This window comes from Marivirga tractuosa DSM 4126, from assembly GCF_000183425.1.
In the GTDB taxonomy this organism is placed as follows: Bacteria; Bacteroidota; Bacteroidia; order Cytophagales; family Cyclobacteriaceae; genus Marivirga; species Marivirga tractuosa.
Genome location: NC_014759.1, coordinates 901,679 through 922,181 on the forward strand (window position 1 = coordinate 901,679; position 20,503 = coordinate 922,181).

The following is a 20,503-nucleotide window of genomic DNA, read 5'->3' on the forward strand; positions in this document are numbered from 1 at the left end:
GCTTTAAACGAAGAAAGAATGAATACTAAATTAACCTTAACAATTGAGCAAGAGATTATTAATAAAGCAAAGAAATTTGCAAAAGAGAATAATCGCAGCTTATCCGATATTATAGAAAATTATTTAAAGGTAATAACTGCTGAAAAAAAGATTAAGAACACTAGAAAAGACAATCCTATTGTAAAATCACTTAGAGGCTCTTTCAAACTTCCAAAAGAGGAAATCGATTATAAAAAAGAATTAAAAGAGAGTCTAGCAAAAAAGCACTTATAAATGGATAAAGTACTTATTGACACAGATGTGATTTTAGATTTCTTTTTTGATCGAAAGCCTTTCTCTGAGTTTGCTAGTGAGATATTTAATTTATGTGAAGAAAAGAAGATTAAGGGATATACTACCCCAGTTATTATTTGCAATGTTTATTATTTATTAAGTAAATATTCTAAACATGAAATAATAATTAAAAAAATTAGAGAGCTATTAAATATTATTGACGTCCTAAAAATGGACAAAACTATTGTAATTGAGGCTTTGAATTCAAATTTTAAGGACTTTGAAGATGCATTACAAAATTTCTCAGCCATTCAAAATGGAGAAATTAAAGCAATACTTACTAGAAATATTAAAGATTATAAGAATAGTGACCTAGCTGTTTTTACTCCAGAAGTCTATTTAAAAACTCAAGGAAATTAAAACAAAAAAGCACAAGCTGTACGCCTGTGCTTTTTTATCAATTTATTCAGAAATTTTAAACCTTAAAAATTATGCTAATTTATTGATACAATTCAATTCTTTAAAAGCTTGCTTCAATCTTATGATCATGCTTTCCTCTCCTTTTCTTAACCAAGCTCTTGGGTCATAGAATTTCTTATTTGGTGCATCTGGATTATCAGGAGTTCCGATTTGTTGCTGCAATCTGTCTTCGTTATCGTTGTAATAATTTCTTACCCCATTCCAGAAGGACCATTGCATATCGGTATCAATATTCATTTTTACTGCACCGTAACCAATTGCCTCTTCAATTTTTTCTGGCTCAGATCCAGAACCACCGTGGAATACAAATAAAACAGGCTTATCTCCAGTATTATGTTTCTTTTGGATATGGTCTTGAGAATTCTTCAAAATATCAGGACGTAATTCTACATTACCTGGCTTATAAACACCATGTACATTACCGAATGATGCCGCAATGGTGAAATTATCACTTACTTCTTTCAGTTGCTCATAAGCATAAGCTACTTCTTCCGGCTGAGTATATAATCTACTGCTGTCCACACCAGTATTATCTACACCATCTTCTTCACCACCTGTAATACCTAATTCGATCTCAAGGTGCATGCCCATTTCAGCCATAGGCTTCAAATATTTCTTGCAAATTTCGATATTTTCTTCCAAAGGCTCTTCAGAAAGATCAATCATATGGGAGCTAAACAATGGCTTTCCATGAGTTTTATAGAATTCTTTACCAGCTTCCAATAATCCATCGATCCACGGCAATAATTTCTTAGCGCAGTGGTCAGTATGCAAAATAACTGGTACACCATATTCTTTTGACATGAAATGTACATGGTGAGCCCCGGCTACTGCTCCTGCAATTGCTGCTTTTTGACCATCATTAGACAAACCTTTTCCAGCATTGAATGCTGCACCTCCATTTGAAAATTGAATGAAAACTGGAGAATTTACATCTCTTGCCGTTTCAAGCACTGCGTTGATGGAATTGTTTCCAATTACATTTACAGCAGGCATTGCATATTTATTGTCTTTTGCGTGATGAAGTAAATTCATCATCTCTTCTCCGGATAATACTCCTGGTTTAGCCATGTTTTTATGTTTTAGTGAGTTAATTTTCTTTGAGAACCCAAAAATGCCAATAATGGTAGAAATATAAAAGCTTGTAGTAAAGTAATTGGGGGTAGAAGTTAAATAATTACCAATACCAGGTAATCCAGTACTAGAAAAAATCTTGAAATTGTTCTTTGCTCTGCCCTATGAAATATTAATTTATGAGTACCAAAATGTAAAATACTCTAGAATAATAATGATAGAAATACTTAAAAAAATTACTACAGCATTCTTGAAATATTTTTTTATAGATTTATCATGATAAGAAAAAATAGATTGATCCACTATAAAAACAATTCCAAAAAATATCATCACTGGAGTAAGAAGAATAGTGTTTATATATTCATTTTGAATATTAGCAATTGTCAATCTTATAAAAAGGTACAGGGCAATATACATACCAGTGACATGAAGTTTCTCAGATATGGTTTTCATTAATCAAAAGTAATCAATTTAAATTTTCGTAGTGGCACTTAAAACAAAAAAACAGGGAGCAAAGCCCCCTGTGTTTTCGTTTTATGGTTGTATATGAAGAAGAAAATTTTTACTTAATACCCATCGTTCTGATCCAATTCAGGATTAGCTGCTAAATCAGTAGCTGGAATAGGGAATATTTCTAAATGATCGCTAATTGAAGCCCCATCAATGTTATTTCCTTTCCATGGCCAAGTATATTCACCGCCTGTATAAAGTCCAAAGCGAATTAAATCGGCCCTTCTATGGCCTTCCCAATAGAGCTCTCTGGCCCTTTCATTCAAAATAAAATCTAGCGTAAGATTACTAGCTGTGATATTTCCTGAAGCATCACCATAAGCTCTTTCTCTTAATTCGTTAATATAACCTAAGGCAGTTGCTTCACTTCCTCCTCCACCTCTTAAAACGGCTTCTGCATACATTAAATAGGCATCGGCTAAGCGGAACAACGGATAGTCAGCATCAGAAAATTCAGTATTACTACCTTGCTCACCTTCTGTAGTTAGATTTGTATATTTTGGAACGGCATAGCCTTCAGTAAATACTGTCAAATCTGCAATATCTAAAGTTTGTCCATCTGTGAAAAATATTGCTCTACTATCAATATCACCTGTTTCATCAGGGAATAACTCAACCAAATTTCTGGTTGTTCTCAATCCTGCCCAGGCACCACTGGTTCCGTAATCTGATGAAGTCATATTTCCACCTATAGAACCATTCGTTAAGAAAGTAGTACTTCCATAACTTTGGGTCTGAATTCCATCAGATGGTAGTGTAAAAATTAGTTCATTGCTTGTGTGATTGTCTGCTCTAAAATTCAATTGATAGTCATCTTCAATAGAATATGGGCCATTCAAAACCTTCTCCAATGCAGCTACTGCTTCTGAGTAATAATCATTTCCAGTGTAAACCTCAGCATTCAGATACAACTTTGCTTGCAGCATCCATACTGCTGCTTTATCAACCCTGCCATATTGATTTTGCTGTGGATCTGGCAATTCGCTTTCGATTGCTTCTAATTCTTCGGCTATGAAATCAAAAACCTCCTCAGGTGAATCTTGCACTGGAAAATCAGTGGTGATTATAGTTACAAGAGGGATATTCCGAAAGAGATCTAACGCATGCCAGTAGGCCATAGCCCTTAAGAATCTTACCTCATTTCTATAATTCTGTGCTAGTGCCATTTCTTGGTCATCATAACCATAATCAGATAATAAATCACTAGTACTTTGCTCTAAGAAATCATTACTGTAGGATATGATCAAGAACAATCTGTAATACAATACTTTAACGAACTGGTTATCAGATGACCAAGTATGAGTATTCAAATCTTGGATACCAGCATCTTGCCAGGCAATTACTGCCTCATCAGTTGTAAGTTCCTGCGCCTTCCAATATGCTCTTATATAGGAAGTGAAACCTTCATCATTTACTAATGCCAAATCCGCATCGCCTGCTGGTCCTTGTTGACCGGTAAGACTATATGCCGCATAAATTTTGGCCATATAGCGCTCTAAGTTTTTAACATCCTGAAAAGCAATATTACCAGTTTCTCCAAACTCGGGTCTTAAATCCAAATCTGTACAGGACAGAGTGAAACCCGCTAGAATTATATATATAAATTTCTTCATTTTCTTTAATTTAAAATTTTGCGTTTATACCGAAAATAAATGCTGTTGATGGAGGATAGATATTATTATCTATTTGTACCTCAGGATCTAAACCACTATAGCCTGAAATTGGTAACATGTTTTGAACAGTACCATATAATCTCAACCTAAAATCATCGAATTGATTAAAATTATAACCTATTGAAAGGTTATCCAATTTAATAAAACTGCTGTTTTCTATATAGTAATTTGATAGTAATTGACGGTTTTGAAAACCTGTTTCTATTACTGATTCATGAAGGTTATTCAAGATTTGTGCTTCTGTTAACCTACCAGACCAACCATTGGCTGAAGCAGTATTGTTGTAAGTTTGCCCCCCTAATTTAGCTCTTAATGTGAAGCTTAAATCAAAATTACCATAACGCATATTTGAACTTAAATTGGTGAAAATCGGATGAATGGCTACTCCTTGTGTCTGCAAGTCATTTTCATTTATTTGACCATCCTCATTTATGTCTTCATAAATACTGTTAGTTCCACCGGTTAGAGGCTTTCCTGCATCATCGTAAAGATGATTGTACGAATAGAATGTAGAAATTGGTTGTCCGACTTGCAAAACTTGAATAGTTCTTCCAATATCACCAGTAATGCCACCTACTTGAATCCCAGGACTATTTTCATCAATCTCATTGTCCAGCTTGACGATTCTATTCTGATTATAGGTGAAATTATAATTTAAATCCCAACCAAATTGTTCATTGTCTACTGCAATATAATTCAATGCTAATTCAATTCCCTTATTATTCATTGCACCAATATTAGTAATTACTCTATCACCAACATTAGTACCTGCCGGCACAGGAACATTATACAATAGCTGATCTGTGGTTTTGTCGTATAAATCTAAGGAACCTGACAATCTTCCTTTCATAAATGAGAAATCAATCCCAATATTAGTTGATATCAATCTTTCCCACTGGATGTTTGGATCAACTGCAGTGGGTCTTAATAATTGAATATATTCGTCACCAAATTGATAAGTTGCACTTGCATCACTTAAGAAATAGAATTTATCATATCTATAATCTCCAATATTCTGATTTCCTGTTTGACCCCATCCTACTCTCAATTTCAAGTCGTTAAAGACACCTGTCAGTCCTTGGAAAAAATCCTCTTCAATAATTCTCCAGCCAAATGCTGCCGATGGGAAAAAGCCATATTTATTCCCAAAACCAAATTTGGTGGATCCGTCTAAACGACCGGTTACTGTTAATAGATATTTGCTATCATAAGAATAATTAACTCTACCAAAATAAGATTGCAATTGATTGGTAATAGGAAACGCTCTATATAAATCAATAAATTCTCTTGGTATTACAGTAGGATCATTAAAGCTTTTGCTATCATCTGTTAAATTAATCCCTTCGTAACCTGTAGTTTCACTAAATACCTCTTGAAATTCATAACCACCTAAAATATCTAAGTCACTTTCACCAAATGATTTATTGTAGTTAAGCGTAGTAAATAAAGTAGTGGTATAAGCATTATTAGTAGACCTTTGCATATAGCCGTCTCTATTATCATTTCTCAAGCTGAATGGTTCAAAGACTTTGTTTTGTCCGTTTCTTAAATCATAAGAACCTGTTGCACTTAAAGTTAAGCCATCAACACCGGGAATCTTCAAATCGAAATTAATCGAATTAAAAGACCTCCTGTTTTCTCCAATACTTTGGGTCTGTTCTATGGTAGAGACAGGATTAATAGGATCTATAGATGATTCATTCCATTCGAAGTAGCCACCAAACTCTTCTGCTTCAGGGTCATAAACAGGCCTTGTTGGATCAAAAGAAACCGCAGTACCTACCACATTCGGCTTATATTCATCATTTGTTAAAGCATTTTTGGTATTGAAAGTAATATCTAAATGATCATTTAAAACAGTGGTTTTTAATCTCATACTTAAACGAGTCACTTGATTTCGATCTCCTTTAATTACCTCTTGGTTATCCATATGATTAACTGAAACCAAATAATTAATTTTATCTGTAGCACCAGAAAAAGACAAATTGTGATTTTGACTTAAAGTGCTCCTAGTTACTTCATTAAACCAATCCGTATCATTATTCCCTAAGCGGCTTTCATTTTGAGGGCTAAACTGGCGAACGGCATTTCTAAAATTTTGAGTACTCAAAAAATCAGGTTCTCTCAATATTTCAGAAAAAACAAAAGAACCATCGTAAGTCACTGTATTTTGACCTTTTTTACCTGATTTAGTTGTATATAAAATCACCCCGGCAGCACCCCTTGATCCATAAATGGCCGTAGCTGATGCATCTTTTAAAACAGTAACACTTTCTATATCAGCTGGGTTAATGAAGTTATTAGCATTTCTTGTTCCTGAACTTCCGTCATTATTGATAGGAACTCCATCAACCACAATTAAAGGTTGTGACTGTGCATTGATAGAACCAATCCCTCTGATAGTAATCCCAGCTCCTCCAGCTCTTGTATTCCCTGGAGAAACATCAACACCAGCAATTTTACCGGTAATTAAACGTTCCGGACTAGCTATTTGTCCTCTGTTAAATGACTCTTCTTTAACAGTACTTACCACGCCAGTCACATCTTTTTCTTCTTGCTGACCATATCCAACAACCACTACTTCTCCTAACTGAGAAATATCTTCTTGCATCTGAATATCAATAACAGAGCGAGCTCCTACTTCAATTTCTTGTTTTTTATATCCAATAAAAGAAAAAACTAAAATGTCATCAGCATTTACTTGAAGTTTAAATTCTCCTTCAAGTGATGTGGTAGTTCCTTGAGTAGTGCCTTTAATCTTCACACTAGTTCCTGGTAAGGCTTCTCCTGTCATGGCATCTGTTACAGTTCCGGAAACAGTCCTGTCTTGTGCCTGCAGTTGAAAAACTGCAAAAACCATAAGGAAAACTAACAAAATCCTTCGCAAGGAATTTGCCCTTTCCCCTAAAGGAACTCCACTCTTCGAGTTTGTATATTTCTGATTCATATGTTGTTATATTTATAATTTAGAACTTTATAATTTTCTGTTGCCTTTGTTTATTGTGATTCAGATAATTGACAAAATAAATCCCTGACTCTAAAGTTGATAAATCAATTGTATATCGATTATTCGATTTATTTACTCTAGCAGGAATTGATTTTCCACTTAAATCAGTAATGAAAAGATTTTTAATAGGCTGCTCAACTTCAATGAATAATTGATCTTGAACCGGGTTTGGGAATACTTTAGTGTTGTCAATAAAATGAGAACGTTCATTGGCTAGTACAATTTCTTCTTGTTCAGCATCATCAATATAGTTTTCAATTGGCTCGCTAGTTAAAATCCTAAACTCTCCAGGAATTAAATTGAAGTCTACTTCGCTCCCTATTTCAATTTCTTTTCCTGTTAGGTAGTCATGCCATGTGCCAGACTGCAATATTTGCTGTTCGAATGATTGAGTAGCTTTGCTAAAATTACCCATCATCACAATTTTTACATTATTATTATTATTATTATATCTCGCCCACTTCAAATCACCACTTCCAGACCACTGAAAATTATCCTTATTCAAATAATTAGTTCGAGTCTTTAATTTGATAAGGCTTTGATAGACTTGGAATAATTTATTTCGCTCAGGATTCTCTAAATATTCCCAACGAGTTGGCTTTACACCTAATCTGTCATTATTCAGTTCTTCATCATATCCAAACTCACCAAATTGCCAAAGCATTTTTGGACCAGGAACCATGAAAAATAAAGCAGCATTCAATTTCAATCTTTGCATCTGTTGAGCTAAGGTCTCACTTGAACTGTTTTTCAAATCCCAAGCTACCCGCTCTTCGTCATGGCTTTCCATATATCCCACTAGATGAGGCACATTCCAACCTTTAACCTGATAGCTCAATCCTCCAACATTAGCACTATTACCTTTTGCCAAATTCCTAAAATTATGATTTTCATTTCCCCATAGCATCATGCCATATTCTGCTAATTCCTTTTCTTCTGAATTTTCAGCAAAATGCTCTAAAATCACATAAGAATCAGGATCGACAGACCACTGAACATCTGCCATTCTTTTAAGTAATTGAATTCTATTGGCATCATATTGACCCCAAGCTCCAACATTTCCTAGTGTATTTTTCTGAGTAAACCCTTTCGATAAGTCATATCGATAGCCATCCACATGGTATTCTTCTAACCAATATGCCACTACCCTATCCACATAATCTTGCGTATATTGACTTTCATGATTCATATCATAACCCACATTAAAATCGTGGCGAGCACTGGTATTGAACCAAGGATTTTCAGAAGTTGGATTTCCATAATCTCCTTGATTATATAATCTAGCTAATGAATTTCTACCAAATTGATGGTTTAAAGCAATGTCCAAAATAATTGCTATGCCTCTATTATGAGCCTCATTTACCAATGTTTTGAAATCATATTCAGTCCCATAGTATTTATCTAAAGCTAACATAGCATAAGGATTATAGCCCCAGCTTAAATTGCCTTCGAATTCCATCACAGGCATAAATTCAATGGCATTGATTCCTAGGTCTTCTAAATAATCAAGCTTTTCAGTTACGGCATCATAAGTTCTTAAATCTGTAAAATCCCTTACTAATAATTCATAAATCACTAAATCTTCATTAGCTGGTTTTTCAAAATTATCATCAGTCCAAGGAAAAAGGGGTTTACTGGTTTGTATGTAACCCACAGCATGAGATGTTTTCCCAGAAGGATATGACATCAAATCAGGGTATCTATTATCATTGATGATTTCAGGATCATCATATTCAGAGCCAATTTTTTCAGTATATGGATCGGCTATCGCTATTTCACCATCCACCAAATATTGAAATTGATATTCTTGTCCGGGAACTAAATCTGAAACTTCAATCCAAAATTGATCTCCATCCTTTTTCATTAAATATTGGTCAGAAAGGCTCCAATCATTAAAAGTGCCAATTACAAATACATTTTCTTTGTTAGGGGCGGTTAATACCAGATGAACTGAAGTGTCATCTTCACCATAATTAATTCCATTTTGCAGGCCAGTTGGGAGAGGTTCATTGGAGACAGTAGGGTTCACTATATAGGAATAATTAAAAGTTTCCGAATCGGTTCCATTACTGGCAACTATATTCAAATCATGAGAAAGCCCGTCATCTATCACAGTATGTTGATAAGAAAACTCAGTAATTCCAGATTCTTCAGACTCCAAATTCCCATCTACAAAAAATTGATATTGGGCAGCTTCAGAAGAAGATAATTCTACATTAATGATGTCATTGGTTTCATAAAAACCATAATTTCCAGATGGGGAAGCAATATTTACTGAAAATCCTTGGCTAACTTCTGTTACAAAATCTTGGGTTTGACCATCAGACCAATCATTGCCTTTTAACAGCATCCCAATTTCAGTAATGTCTTCAGCATTTTGGTTGAAAAATGTCGTTGGGGTTAAAGAAATACGGAAAAGAGTTTCTCCATTTTCGGTTAGTTTTTCAAATTTTGCAGGTTCCGTTGCTTCAGGATCAGAATCTGCTGGATTGATATTGGATGGTGCATCCGTTGTGCTATTATTAGGTAACCACATCCACAAATAAGCATCATCGAGCGATGATAAGCTAGTTCCGGTTACATTATAGGTAATGGTAATTTCCTCATCCGCAGCAAAGAACTCGGGCTCGATGGTTGGACTTTGTGCATTGACAAACTGTAAAAATGCACTTAAAAGAAGGGTTAATATGAGAAAGAATTTATTCATAAATAGTATTTGAAATAAAAAGAATGAGATGTTTCCATCTCATTCTTTTTAGATTAGAAATGATTATTCAACAGTAGCTGAATAACTTGATCCATCAAAAGTTAAAGTGAAAGTATAATTTCCAGCATCAATTGATAAATCAGAACCATCAGGTGACAATTCTGAAAGGCTACCACCAAGATTATAATCCCAAGCACTACCTGCTCTTAGTTTGTAAGCACCGCCAGCAAAATCACCAGAGTAAGTGTAAGTTGTTACACCATTTTCATCAAATCCTTGAGCTACCAGTGGAGTCTCATCATCCCAATTTCCTGAAGGGCTTCCCTCTCCTATTAAAGACCAACCCGGCTGCTTGGTAGTCACTTGCCATGTTTCTCCTTCATCTTCTGTCCATAGCATGAAATAGTATGCACCAGCTGCAGGAGCTTCGATATCTGACCCTCCAACTGATAGTGTTGTGGTCTCACCTACAGTAACAACTCCACCTAAATTAAAGGCCCAATCGTCATTAGTTCTAAATTTGAATCTTCTTCCTTGATCGTCAATGCTATTTTCAGCAAAATAAACAACCCCGTGCCAAGTTGGATGACCATTTACCTCCTTAAATACCATATCTCTATCACTATCAAAAGCATTGGCATTTGTACTTCCTAGAATTCCAAAGTTATATTCTGCTGGGTCAAAAGTTATTTCTTCAGCCTCACCAGTTTTAGTAAATTCAACAAAGGCTCCACCATCATTTTGTAACTCTACATTTATAGTATAGATACCATCTTCTTTAGCAAATGGTATATCATCACCTCCAGCTACAAGAGCATCTGCAGTACCTCCATAATTTGTAAAAGCCACGTATCCATTTTCTGCTTCGTTATTTCTAATAATTTTCCATGCATTATTGATTCGAAGTTTATACATATCGCCTTGTCTTATTTCAACACCACCAGTTTCGAAAACAAAACCATCTTCAGGGTTTGAAGAAACTACATCCAATTCAACATCAGACCAACCAGAAGGTGCACCAATAAATGAAACTTTTTTTACTTCCATTACAATCAGCTCAGTAGTTGTTTCATCATAAGAAATTTTGAAAAACCCATCATTTGCAATATTCACCGCTTCTCCTTCACTTTCTAATAAACCTATTTGATAACTATCAAAAGGCTCTTCATCAGCATTAACTAAATCCTCTACAGCAACTTTTGAAAGCGCCCCTCCTAAAGTAGAAGAAACTTCTTTACTTTCCACTTTCTGTATTTGGTAATCACCTGCTTCTAAAAAAACATAGTTACCAAAAAAACCTTCTCTATCAGTTGGCACATTTCCTTCACCTTCTACTTTTTCTGGCAATAAAGCCTTTTCTGCTACAGGATCTTCTCCATCCACTACAAAGTAGTAACCATCGGCTACGTTAAGGCCTTCTGTAACATCAATAGTAGGCTCGTCTTCTTCACATGAGACCATAAACATAGCTGCGGTAAGCAACAATGCCAGGCTCCATAATTTTGTTAAGTTTTTCATAATTTAATTGTTTAAAGTTTACTTAATGTTTAAGTCATTTAGTCGCTTTATTTTCGTTGCGCAACTAAAATTTCCATATTCCAAGTTTAGCGCAACAATTAGCCATATGATAGCCAAAAGCATATTTTTTTACCGCAATCGGTTGCGCAATCGTTTGCAGGTATTGATATTTTTACTGATGTTTGCAGGAGATATGTATTCGTGTGCGAATTGTGCAAATTCGGTTACTATTGAAAAGGAGAATCCTTACATTTAAATGGTCGGTGTGCCACCGACCATGGCTGTCCTTGTTTTCCGTGGTCGGTGGCACACCGACCACCAAGAGGAAACCAAAATCAACTATCTATGAAAAAAGCTAATATTACCATCAAAGACATAGCAAAGGAATTAGGAGTCTCTCCTTCTACCGTCTCACGTGCATTGAAAGACCATCCTGATATTAGTTCTAATACAAAAAAACAAATCAATGATTTAGCTCAAAAGCTTAATTATCAACCCAATACAGTAGCATTAAGTCTTCGGCAAAGCAAAACCAACACCTTGGGCGTTATCATACCAGAAATTGCTCACTTCTTCTTTTCTGCTGTAATTAGTGGGATAGAAGATATTGCGCATGATGCAGGATATCATGTCATCATCACTCAATCAAATGAATCTTTCGAAAGAGAGGTTATGAATACCAAAGCACTCTTCAATTCTCGTGTAGATGGCATTCTGATGTCTGTTTCAAGAGAAACTGAGAATTACGATCATCTGCAAAGTTTGCTGGATTATGATATTCCCTTAGTGTTTTTTGACCGAATAATTGATTCGCTCAATGCTTGTAAAGTAATTGTAAATGATGAACAAGGTGCTTATGAAGCCACAACACACCTCATTGAGCAAGGTTGCTACAGAATTGCTCATTTGGCCGGCCCACAAAATTTAGCAATCAGTAAAAACAGGTTGAATGGATATAAAGCTGCCTTGGCCGATAATCGATATATGATTGACGACAACCTCATTAAAGTCTGTGGACTAGGTACTTTTGAAGAAGCAGAATCCATTACCAATGAAATTTTAGATTATCGCTTTCCGCCTGACGCAATATTTGCCAATAATGATGTGGCGGCATATGGTGCCATGATGGCCATCAGAAAGAAAAAATTAAGAATCCCTGAGGATATTGCCATTGTAGGCTTTAGTAATTGGCGATTTTCAAGTTTAATCCAGCCTGCTTTATCATCTGTTACACAGCCCGGCTTTAAAATGGGACAAGAAGCAACTCGTTTATTAATGAAGCAAATCAACAAAGCTGATGATGAAGAAAGCATAACGGAAACCATCTCCTTGAAAACCAATTTGGTGGTGAGGGAGTCTTCTAAAAAGATCTAAACAGATTAGCAAGCAATTCTTTAAATACTTGAGATAGAATGTGCCAGTATACTGCTGGCTGCCTTTGGCTTGTGGAAACTACTGCCTGCTCAGGCATTTTTCACTTCAAACAGCTTTAATACCGGGCAATAGAAACAAGTAGAAATTAGAACCTATCCAAAGTATTTAGTTACTAACAAAAATTTAAATTAGAAACTAAAAAATTTCATTGCGAAAACTTTGCGGCTCTGTGAGAATATCTAAGAGTCTTTGACGCCTATCCAGATAATCACAAATCGTAAACCTGCAACACTCCCACGCATTTTTGGTTTTCAACTACCAATAGCGTATTGATTTTACACTCCATCATCATTTCTTCCGCCTTTTTCAACTTCATCTCTTTATCAATGGAAATAGGTGATTTTGTCATGATGTCTTTGGCTTTAAGACTTAAGAATGATTCTTTTTGAGCATTCATGCCTCTTCTCAAATCACCATCAGTAATAACACCAACTAATTCTCCATTTTCTTCAATTATGGCAAGGCCTAATCTGCCATTTGAAATGCTATGAATTACCACATCCATATCACTGTGAGAATCAATTACAGGCAAATCTGATGAACGCATTACATCTTTCACGGTCATTAACAACCTTCTTCCCAATGACCCACCGGGGTGGAAAAGTGCAAAATGTTCGGGTTTAAAATCACGCTCTTTCATTAAAGCAACTGCTAATGCATCTCCCATAACCAAAGTAGCCGTGGTTGAGGAAGTAGGCGCCAAATCTAGTGGGCAAGCCTCTTGCTCTACATGTACATTTAAATGAAAATGAGTATTTTTAGCCAATGTGGATTCAGGATTTCCACTTACACCAATAATCTTATTGCCATTACGCAGGAAAAAAGGTATGATTTTTAATAATTCGTCCGTTTCTCCCGAATTTGATATCGCCATTACAATATCATCTTCTTGAATTAAACCTAAGTCACCATGATAGGCCTCTCCCGGATGAAGGAAATAGCTTGGTGTGCCTGTACTTGAAAAGGTAGCCGCAATCTTTTTTCCTATTATACCAGATTTACCCATGCCCGTCACAATAAGCTTGCCTTTACTTTCCATAATGGCATGAACTGCTTGTTCAAAGTCTGGCGTAAGTATGCTCTCTAAATCTTTAATAGATTTAGCTTCAATAGCAATGGTTTCTTTGGCTGATTCTAAAATCCGGCTCATTAAACTAGTTTTTTAATTAAATCTCTTAAATCTTTTAAATACAATTGGTTAGGCCCGTCACTCCACGCTTCTTCAGGATTCGGATGTGTTTCTAAGAAATAACCATTTGCTCCAAAGGCTTTTGCTGCCAAGGCCATTCCCGGTACAAATTCTCTATTTCCTCCAGTTTTCCCTCCTGCTCCACCAGGACGCTGAACTGAATGAGTGCAGTCCATTACAACAGGAAACCCGAGCTGCAACATATCTGGAATATTTCTGAAATCCACAACCAAGTTATTATAACCGTACATATTTCCACGTTCAGTTAACATCACTTGCTTGTTGCCTGCTTGAACCACTTTTTGGCTTGGGTAAAGCATGTCTTCACCCGATAAAAATTGTGCTTTCTTGATATTTACAATCTTTCCAGTTTCTGCAGCAGCTAATAATAAATCCGTTTGACGGCACAAAAAGGCAGGGATCTGCATGATATCCACCACTTCTTCCAATAATTTAGGTTGGTAAGATTCATGCACATCTGTTGTCACTGGAAGGTTATAAGTGGTTTTAATTTCTTTTAACCATTCTTTTCCTTCTTCCAAACCAGGCCCACGCTTAGCTGATGCCGAAGTGCGATTAGCTTTATCAAAAGAGGATTTAAAGATTATTTCCACCCCTAATTCATCCTTAATACTGACCAATTCTTTAGCTACTTTATGAAGTAAATCCATACTTTCCATCACGCATGGCCCAACAATGAAAAAAGGTTTATCTGAAGTTAATTTTTGATATAATTCTTGCGACATCTATTTGATAATAAAACGGTAAAGCCCTAAAAATAATTGTAAATGCAAAGTTGCTATTTTAAATTTCAAAATAGAAATAAATGATTTGCTTTTATTGCTTATCGCTCCTTTAGTTAAATACGAAACTAAAGATTAGACAATAATTCAAAGCTTATTCCATATTCCACTGTTTTCATGGTTGTTGGCAAACTGTCTTCAGGATATTAATCAAGTCCTCGAAGTCTAGTAAACTGAACTTTAAAAGAGACAACAGTATACTTTTAATAATAGAGAATAGTGCCCATACATGTAGTTTTCTGCTGATTTAAATCTTTGAAAACTGTCACCTACAGGCTTTATAGGGGTATTGCTTCAGAGATCTAAAGGTGTTAGCAGGAAATCTTGCTCCTTAATAATAAAATCTAAACAAAGTTCTTTTCAAACTATTTTATATCTTTAAAAAGCCACATTAATAAATTATTAAATACAAAAAGTTAAATTGCAAACGTAACCGCAAACGATTGCGCTAATTTTATAAAGAAATGAATATTGTTCAGTTTTAATATTCGATAGATTAGCAATTCTTAAATAGAATTACAGATGATAAGTTCACAAACCATAAATAAATCAAACCTTAACCTACACTGCGGGAAGATTGAAGCCTATAAACGCAATGCATACGGCATTTCGGGTAAAACAGAAAATGCATTTTTTCGAATATCAGTGGTTCAAAAAGGTATTTTTAAGATACACCTAAGCCTTACAGAAGAATTTGATGAGCATTCTTACGCTGTAATTTCCAAGCCTGTCGGGATTGATTTTTCTATTTTGGATGCAAATGGCCATTTAGAGCTTAAAACCGAAGCTTTAACGTTAGAGATTAAAAAAGATCCATTTACTACAATTTTTAAGGATCATGACGGGAATATTATTAATGAGGATGATCATGCCTTGGGAACTTCTTGGTTGGGCGAACAAGTAACCACATATAAAAAACTTCAAGAAGGTGAAAGATTTATTGGTTTAGGAGAAAAAACCGGCCCATTGGATAGAAAAGGAACCGGTTACCAAAACTGGAATACTGATCATTTTGGATATCCGCCTGATAGTGATCCATTATATTGTACTACTCCTTTTTATATTGGAATTCACCAAGGTCTTTCATATGGAATATATTTAGACAATTCTCATAAAACGCATTTCAATTTTGGAGCCTCCAATAGACGGTTTTCTAGTTTTTCTGCCGATCAAGGTGATATGGCCTATTATTTCATTCATGAAGAGAGCATTGAAGAAATCATCAGTTCCTATACCGACCTAACCGGAAGAATGGAACTCCCTCCTATTTGGAGTTTGGGCTATCAGCAATGTCGATACAGTTACAAACCTGATAAGGAAGTCTTAAGTATAGCCAAATTTTTCAGGGAAAAAGAAATTCCAGCTGATGTAATTGTATTGGACATCCATCATATGGAGCAATACAAAATCTTCACATGGGATGGCAAAGATTTCCCTAATCCCAAGCAAATGATTGACAAGCTGGAAGAAATGGGCTTCAAAGTGGTCGTAATCTGTGACCCAGGTATTAAAATAGAAGAAGGATATGATGCCTATGATTCTGGCACAAAAGAAGACGTTTTTATCAAATATCCTGATGGTGAATATTATGAAGGAGAGGTTTGGCCAGGATGGTGTCATTTCCCTGATTTTACCAAGCCTACAGTAAGAACTTGGTGGCAAGATAAATTGAAAGCCTATACTGATTTAGGAATTCTTGGACTATGGAATGACATGAACGAAATCGCTACTTGGGGGCAATATTTACCTGATTTAATGGAATTTGATTACGAAGGAGATAAAGCCTCAACCCGAAAAGCCCGTAACGTTTACGGAATGCAAATGGCGAGAAGCACTTACGAAGGTGCAAAGCAAAATTCTCCTAATAAAAGAGTTTTTAACTTAACTAGAGCAGGGTTCTCAGGAATTCAACGTTATGCAGCCGTCTGGACAGGTGATAACGTTGCTGATGATGAGCACATGTTATTAGGAGTTCGACTAGTCAATAGCTTAGGTTTGGCAGGCGTAGCATTTTCAGGATATGACATTGGTGGTTTTGCAGGAGATGCAGATAGTCAACTCTTTGCCAGATGGATTTCAATAGGCGCATTTGCTCCTTTTTTCAGGGGGCACAGCATGATTAATAGTCGGGATTCAGAACCATGGGCTTATGGTGAAGAAGTGGAGGAAATCTCGAGAAACTACATCAATCTTCGCTACAAAATGATGCCTTATATCTATTCTGCATTTTATAAAGCGCACGAAAAAGGAATCCCAGTTGCTAGAAGTTTGGCAATTTACCATCCACACGATGAGAAAATCTATCATTCTTTATATGAAAACCAATATTTCTTTGGGCCTGACATTATGGTTGCTCCTGTTGCAAGTAAAGTAAATTTAGCTAAGGTCTATTTTCCTGAGGGTGAATGGTATGATTTATTTGACGATACTTTTTATAGAGGAAATCAAGAAGTAATAGTAGAATGCCCAATTGAAAGACTACCCGTTTTTGTGAGAGCTTCGGCAATAATCCCCATGCAAGACAAATTGGAAAACTTAAGCCAAAATCAGAATGATTGCCTTCATTTACATATCTACGGTGGACAAGAAGAAAATAGATATGAATATTATGAAGATGATGGAGAATCATTTAATCATGTGAGTGGAGAGTTCTACAAAAGAACTATTGAGTTTATCCCTGAAAAGAGGCAATTGCTATTACACGCTAAAGAAGGGGACTATAATTCTCAATATCAAAAAATTCAATTGTTCTTTCACGGATTTGAAGGTAAAATAAACGGTAAAATCCAGGTGAATCAACAAACTATTCCATTGGAAAAGGCAGATTTCAATTTCGTTGACCAGATTTCCAATTTCGATCCTTTACCTGAGAATGAGAGAATCAATCTAAAAGTACATGATTTGCCAAATGCAATTTTCAATATGGATGATGATAAGATTGAAATCAAATGGTAATGATAGAGAATTTCAAACTCATTAAATCGTCAATATTCTTTAGTAAAAATCATATGAACAAATATTTCTTAAGCATTTTAATAATAGCGCTAGCTTTCAATTACTCTTGTAATCCCAAGCAAGAAAAAGATCAGCAGAAAAAGATATTGTTATATCCTGAAAAAGCTAAGGATATGAATATCTATGAAGTCAATATTAGGCAATACACACCTGAAGGAACTATCAAAGCCTTTATTCCGCATATTGATCGATTAAAGAATATGGGAGTAGATATATTATGGATAATGCCAGTTCAGCCCATTGGCGAAAAGAACAGAAAAGAACCTTTGGGCAGCTACTACTCCATTAAGGATTACACTGCTATAAATCCAAATTTTGGCACATTAGAAGATTTTAACAAACTAGTCAAAACAGCTCATGAAAATGAGATGATCGTACTATTGGATTGGGTAGCCAACCATACTGCTTATGACCATCCTTGGGCAGAAGAACACCCAGAATTTTACAATTTAGATTCTTTAGGTCAGCTTCAATCTCCAGTTGCAGACTGGACTGATGTTGCTGATCTCAATTATGAAAACAAAGATTTACACCAAGCCATGATTAATGAAATGAAATGGTGGATAACTGAAGCTGATATTGACGGCTTCAGGTGTGACATGGCAGGCATGGTGCCCAATAATTTTTGGGACAAAGCGATTGACAGCCTAGAAGCTACAAAAGATGTCTTTATGCTAGCTGAGTGGGAAGAGCCTAAAATACATGATGCAGGATTTGATATGTCATATGGATGGGAATTACACCATATGTTAAATGACATAGCAAATGGTAAAGCAAATGCTGATTCTGTAGTGGCTTATCTAAAAAAAGATGCTGAAAAATATGATTCAACAGCTTTTAGAATGTACTTCACAACGAATCATGATGAAAACAGCTGGGCTGGAACTGTATTTGAAAGAATGGGGGATGCTTACCAGGCACTTGCAGTTTTAACTGCTACTATTCCTGGAATGCCTTTGATTTATAGCGGACAAGAGGCAGGATTAGACAAAAGATTGCCATTTTTTAATAAAGACAGTATTGATTGGTCAAATCTTGAATATGAGGACTTTTACAGTCAATTATTAATGCTTAAGAAAAATAATCCAGCCTTGTGGAATGGAGCTTATGGTGGAAATTTCACTGAAATAAACAAGGAGCAAAACTCTTCAGAAATTTTAGCTTTTAGCAGAAAAAAGGATAATAATGAGGTATTAGTTATATTAAATCTATCTGATAGCATTCAATCATTTAAAATTGATAAACGTTTTACAGGCATTACTTATCAAAAAGCCAGTAACTCTGCAATGACCGTTACCTTTGACGATCAACAACAACCACTTGCATTCGACCCTTGGTCTTATATGATTTTAACTAAAAATAGCTTGAACACTAAATAATGGACAATATATCAATAGCCTCCAAGAAGCCAAAATTAAAGTTTTGGGAAATTTGGAACATGAGTTTTGGTTTTTTAGGTATTCAGTTTGGCTTTGCCTTACAAAATGCAAATGTCAGTAGAATATTTGATACCCTCGGGGCAGAAAAAGAAAGCTTACCCATTCTATGGTTAGCAGCACCGGTTACTGGTCTGGTAGTTCAGCCCATTATTGGTTATTATTCAGATAGAACATGGATTCCCAAATGGGGAAGACGAAGACCATTCTTTGCAGTTGGTGCAATATTAGCGACCATCGCTTTGTTCATTATGCCCAATTCACCTAGTTTATGGATAGCAGCTGGAATGTTATGGATAATGGATGGCTCAATCAATGTGAGCATGGAGCCCTTTAGAGCTTTTGTAGGTGACATGTTACCAAATGAACAGAGATCAAAAGGCTTTGCTATGCAAGCTTTTTTTATTGGTATTGGTGCAGTAATAGCTTCTGTTTTGCCTTACGTTCTTACCAATTGGTTAGGATTTAGTAATGAAGCTCCGGATGGCCAGATTCCTGATTCAGTAAAATGGTCATTTTATATCGGGGGAGTTGCCTTTTTCTCGGCTGTGATGTGGACCGTATTCAACACTAAAGAGTATCCACCAGATGATATAGAGAAACTTAAGCTTGAAAATAGTGAAAGAGGAATCTTTACAGGATTAGCCGAATCATTTATAGGGATATTCAAAATGCCCAAAACTATGGTGCAATTGGCATTTGTACAATTTTTCTCTTGGTTCGCTTTATTTGCTATGTGGATTTACACAACACCGGCAGTAACCGAGCATGTATACGGAACCTTAGATACTAAATCAGCACTTTATAATGAAGGAGCTAATTGGGTAGGGATTATGTTTGGAGTTTATAATGGGGTGGCAGCATTAGCAGCCTTTTTATTACCTCAATTAGCTAAATACTTTGGCAGAAAAGGAACTCACATGCTTGCTTTATTTTGTGGAGCTGCTGGTTTGATTTCAGTATTTTATGTAAATAACCCTGATTTGCTTGTAATCAGTATGATAGGAGTAGGCATTGCTTGGGCAAGTATTCTATCGTTACCCTATGCTATGCTGAGTAGTGCACTACCTTCTGATAAAATGGGCTACTACATGGGAGTATTCAATTTCTTTATTGTTATCCCTCAAATTGTGGCGGCAGGAATATTAGGATTTATATTAAAATATTTTTTTAATAACGATACTATTTATGCTTTGGTCATTGGTGGAATATCCATGATTCTAGCAGGGCTTTTAAGTTTATGGGTTAGGGATAAGGATGAAGAAAAAATAAGTAAATTTTAGCATATAGAGGCAGTTCAAATACATTGCAACCAAAATATTTGATATCAACCGAAATACAATTTGGGTCTAGAACTTTATATTTCTAATTACTTCAATATCCA

The 20,503-nt window shown here is 35.5% G+C and carries 13 protein-coding genes; 6 read left to right on the forward strand and 7 right to left on the reverse strand.

Annotated features, from left to right (window positions below; genetic code table 11):
• Positions 1-18: 18 nt before the first annotated feature.
• A complete protein-coding gene (locus tag FTRAC_RS03650; protein ID WP_013452879.1) occupies positions 19-273 on the forward strand; it encodes a DUF6364 family protein in 255 nt (84 codons plus the stop codon).
• Positions 274-693 (forward strand): type II toxin-antitoxin system VapC family toxin, encoded by a 420-nt coding sequence (locus FTRAC_RS03655; protein WP_013452880.1) that lies wholly within the window; start codon positions 274-276, stop codon positions 691-693.
• A gap of 69 nt (positions 694-762) precedes the next feature.
• On the opposite strand, the gene fbaA is transcribed toward FTRAC_RS03655, so the two are convergent.
• From fbaA to FTRAC_RS03685, 5 genes are all read right to left on the reverse strand, one after another.
• Positions 763-1,824, reverse strand: a complete 1,062-nt coding sequence (fbaA, locus tag FTRAC_RS03660) for a class II fructose-bisphosphate aldolase (protein ID WP_013452881.1) — start codon at positions 1,822-1,824, stop codon at positions 763-765.
• Positions 1,825-2,393: 569 nt separating this feature from the next.
• Positions 2,394-3,950: a RagB/SusD family nutrient uptake outer membrane protein gene (locus FTRAC_RS03670; RefSeq protein ID WP_013452883.1), complete on the reverse strand. Its 1,557-nt coding sequence runs from the start codon at positions 3,948-3,950 to the stop codon at positions 2,394-2,396.
• A gap of 10 nt (positions 3,951-3,960) precedes the next feature.
• Entirely contained in the window at positions 3,961-6,957 is a 2,997-nt protein-coding gene (locus FTRAC_RS03675; RefSeq protein WP_013452884.1) for a SusC/RagA family TonB-linked outer membrane protein, read from the reverse strand.
• Positions 6,958-6,976: 19 nt separating this feature from the next.
• A complete protein-coding gene (locus tag FTRAC_RS03680; protein ID WP_013452885.1) occupies positions 6,977-9,724 on the reverse strand; it encodes an alpha-amylase family glycosyl hydrolase in 2,748 nt (915 codons plus the stop codon).
• A 63-nt stretch (positions 9,725-9,787) separates the two neighbouring features.
• Positions 9,788-11,242 (reverse strand): cadherin repeat domain-containing protein, encoded by a 1,455-nt coding sequence (locus tag FTRAC_RS03685; RefSeq protein ID WP_013452886.1) that lies wholly within the window; start codon positions 11,240-11,242, stop codon positions 9,788-9,790.
• 345 nt (positions 11,243-11,587) lie between these two features.
• On the opposite strand from FTRAC_RS03685, the gene FTRAC_RS03690 reads away from it, so the two are divergent.
• A complete protein-coding gene (locus tag FTRAC_RS03690) occupies positions 11,588-12,616 on the forward strand; it encodes a LacI family DNA-binding transcriptional regulator (RefSeq protein ID WP_013452887.1) in 1,029 nt (342 codons plus the stop codon).
• Positions 12,617-12,884: 268 nt separating this feature from the next.
• Here the strand turns inward: FTRAC_RS03690 and FTRAC_RS03695 are convergent, their stop codons facing one another.
• Both FTRAC_RS03695 and kdsA read right to left on the reverse strand, forming a co-directional pair.
• The gene (locus tag FTRAC_RS03695) at positions 12,885-13,826 is read right to left on the reverse strand and encodes a KpsF/GutQ family sugar-phosphate isomerase (RefSeq protein WP_013452888.1); all 942 of its coding nucleotides are present in this window, start codon (positions 13,824-13,826) and stop codon (positions 12,885-12,887) included.
• Positions 13,826-14,611, reverse strand: a complete 786-nt coding sequence (gene kdsA, locus FTRAC_RS03700; protein WP_013452889.1) for a 3-deoxy-8-phosphooctulonate synthase — start codon at positions 14,609-14,611, stop codon at positions 13,826-13,828. The genes FTRAC_RS03695 and kdsA overlap by 1 nt, the downstream gene beginning before the upstream one ends.
• Positions 14,612-15,190: 579 nt before the next feature.
• Between kdsA and FTRAC_RS03705 the strand changes: the two genes are divergently transcribed.
• From FTRAC_RS03705 to FTRAC_RS03715, 3 genes are read left to right on the forward strand one after another with little or no spacing between them, the layout of a single operon-like run.
• The gene (locus FTRAC_RS03705) at positions 15,191-17,623 is read left to right on the forward strand and encodes a glycoside hydrolase family 31 protein (protein ID WP_013452890.1); all 2,433 of its coding nucleotides are present in this window, start codon (positions 15,191-15,193) and stop codon (positions 17,621-17,623) included.
• A gap of 53 nt (positions 17,624-17,676) precedes the next feature.
• The gene (locus FTRAC_RS03710; RefSeq protein ID WP_185094429.1) at positions 17,677-19,062 is read left to right on the forward strand and encodes an alpha-amylase family glycosyl hydrolase; all 1,386 of its coding nucleotides are present in this window, start codon (positions 17,677-17,679) and stop codon (positions 19,060-19,062) included.
• Positions 19,062-20,402: an MFS transporter gene (locus tag FTRAC_RS03715; RefSeq protein ID WP_013452892.1), complete on the forward strand. Its 1,341-nt coding sequence runs from the start codon at positions 19,062-19,064 to the stop codon at positions 20,400-20,402. Before FTRAC_RS03710 ends, FTRAC_RS03715 begins: the two co-directional genes overlap by 1 nt.
• Positions 20,403-20,503: the final 101 nt, after the last annotated feature.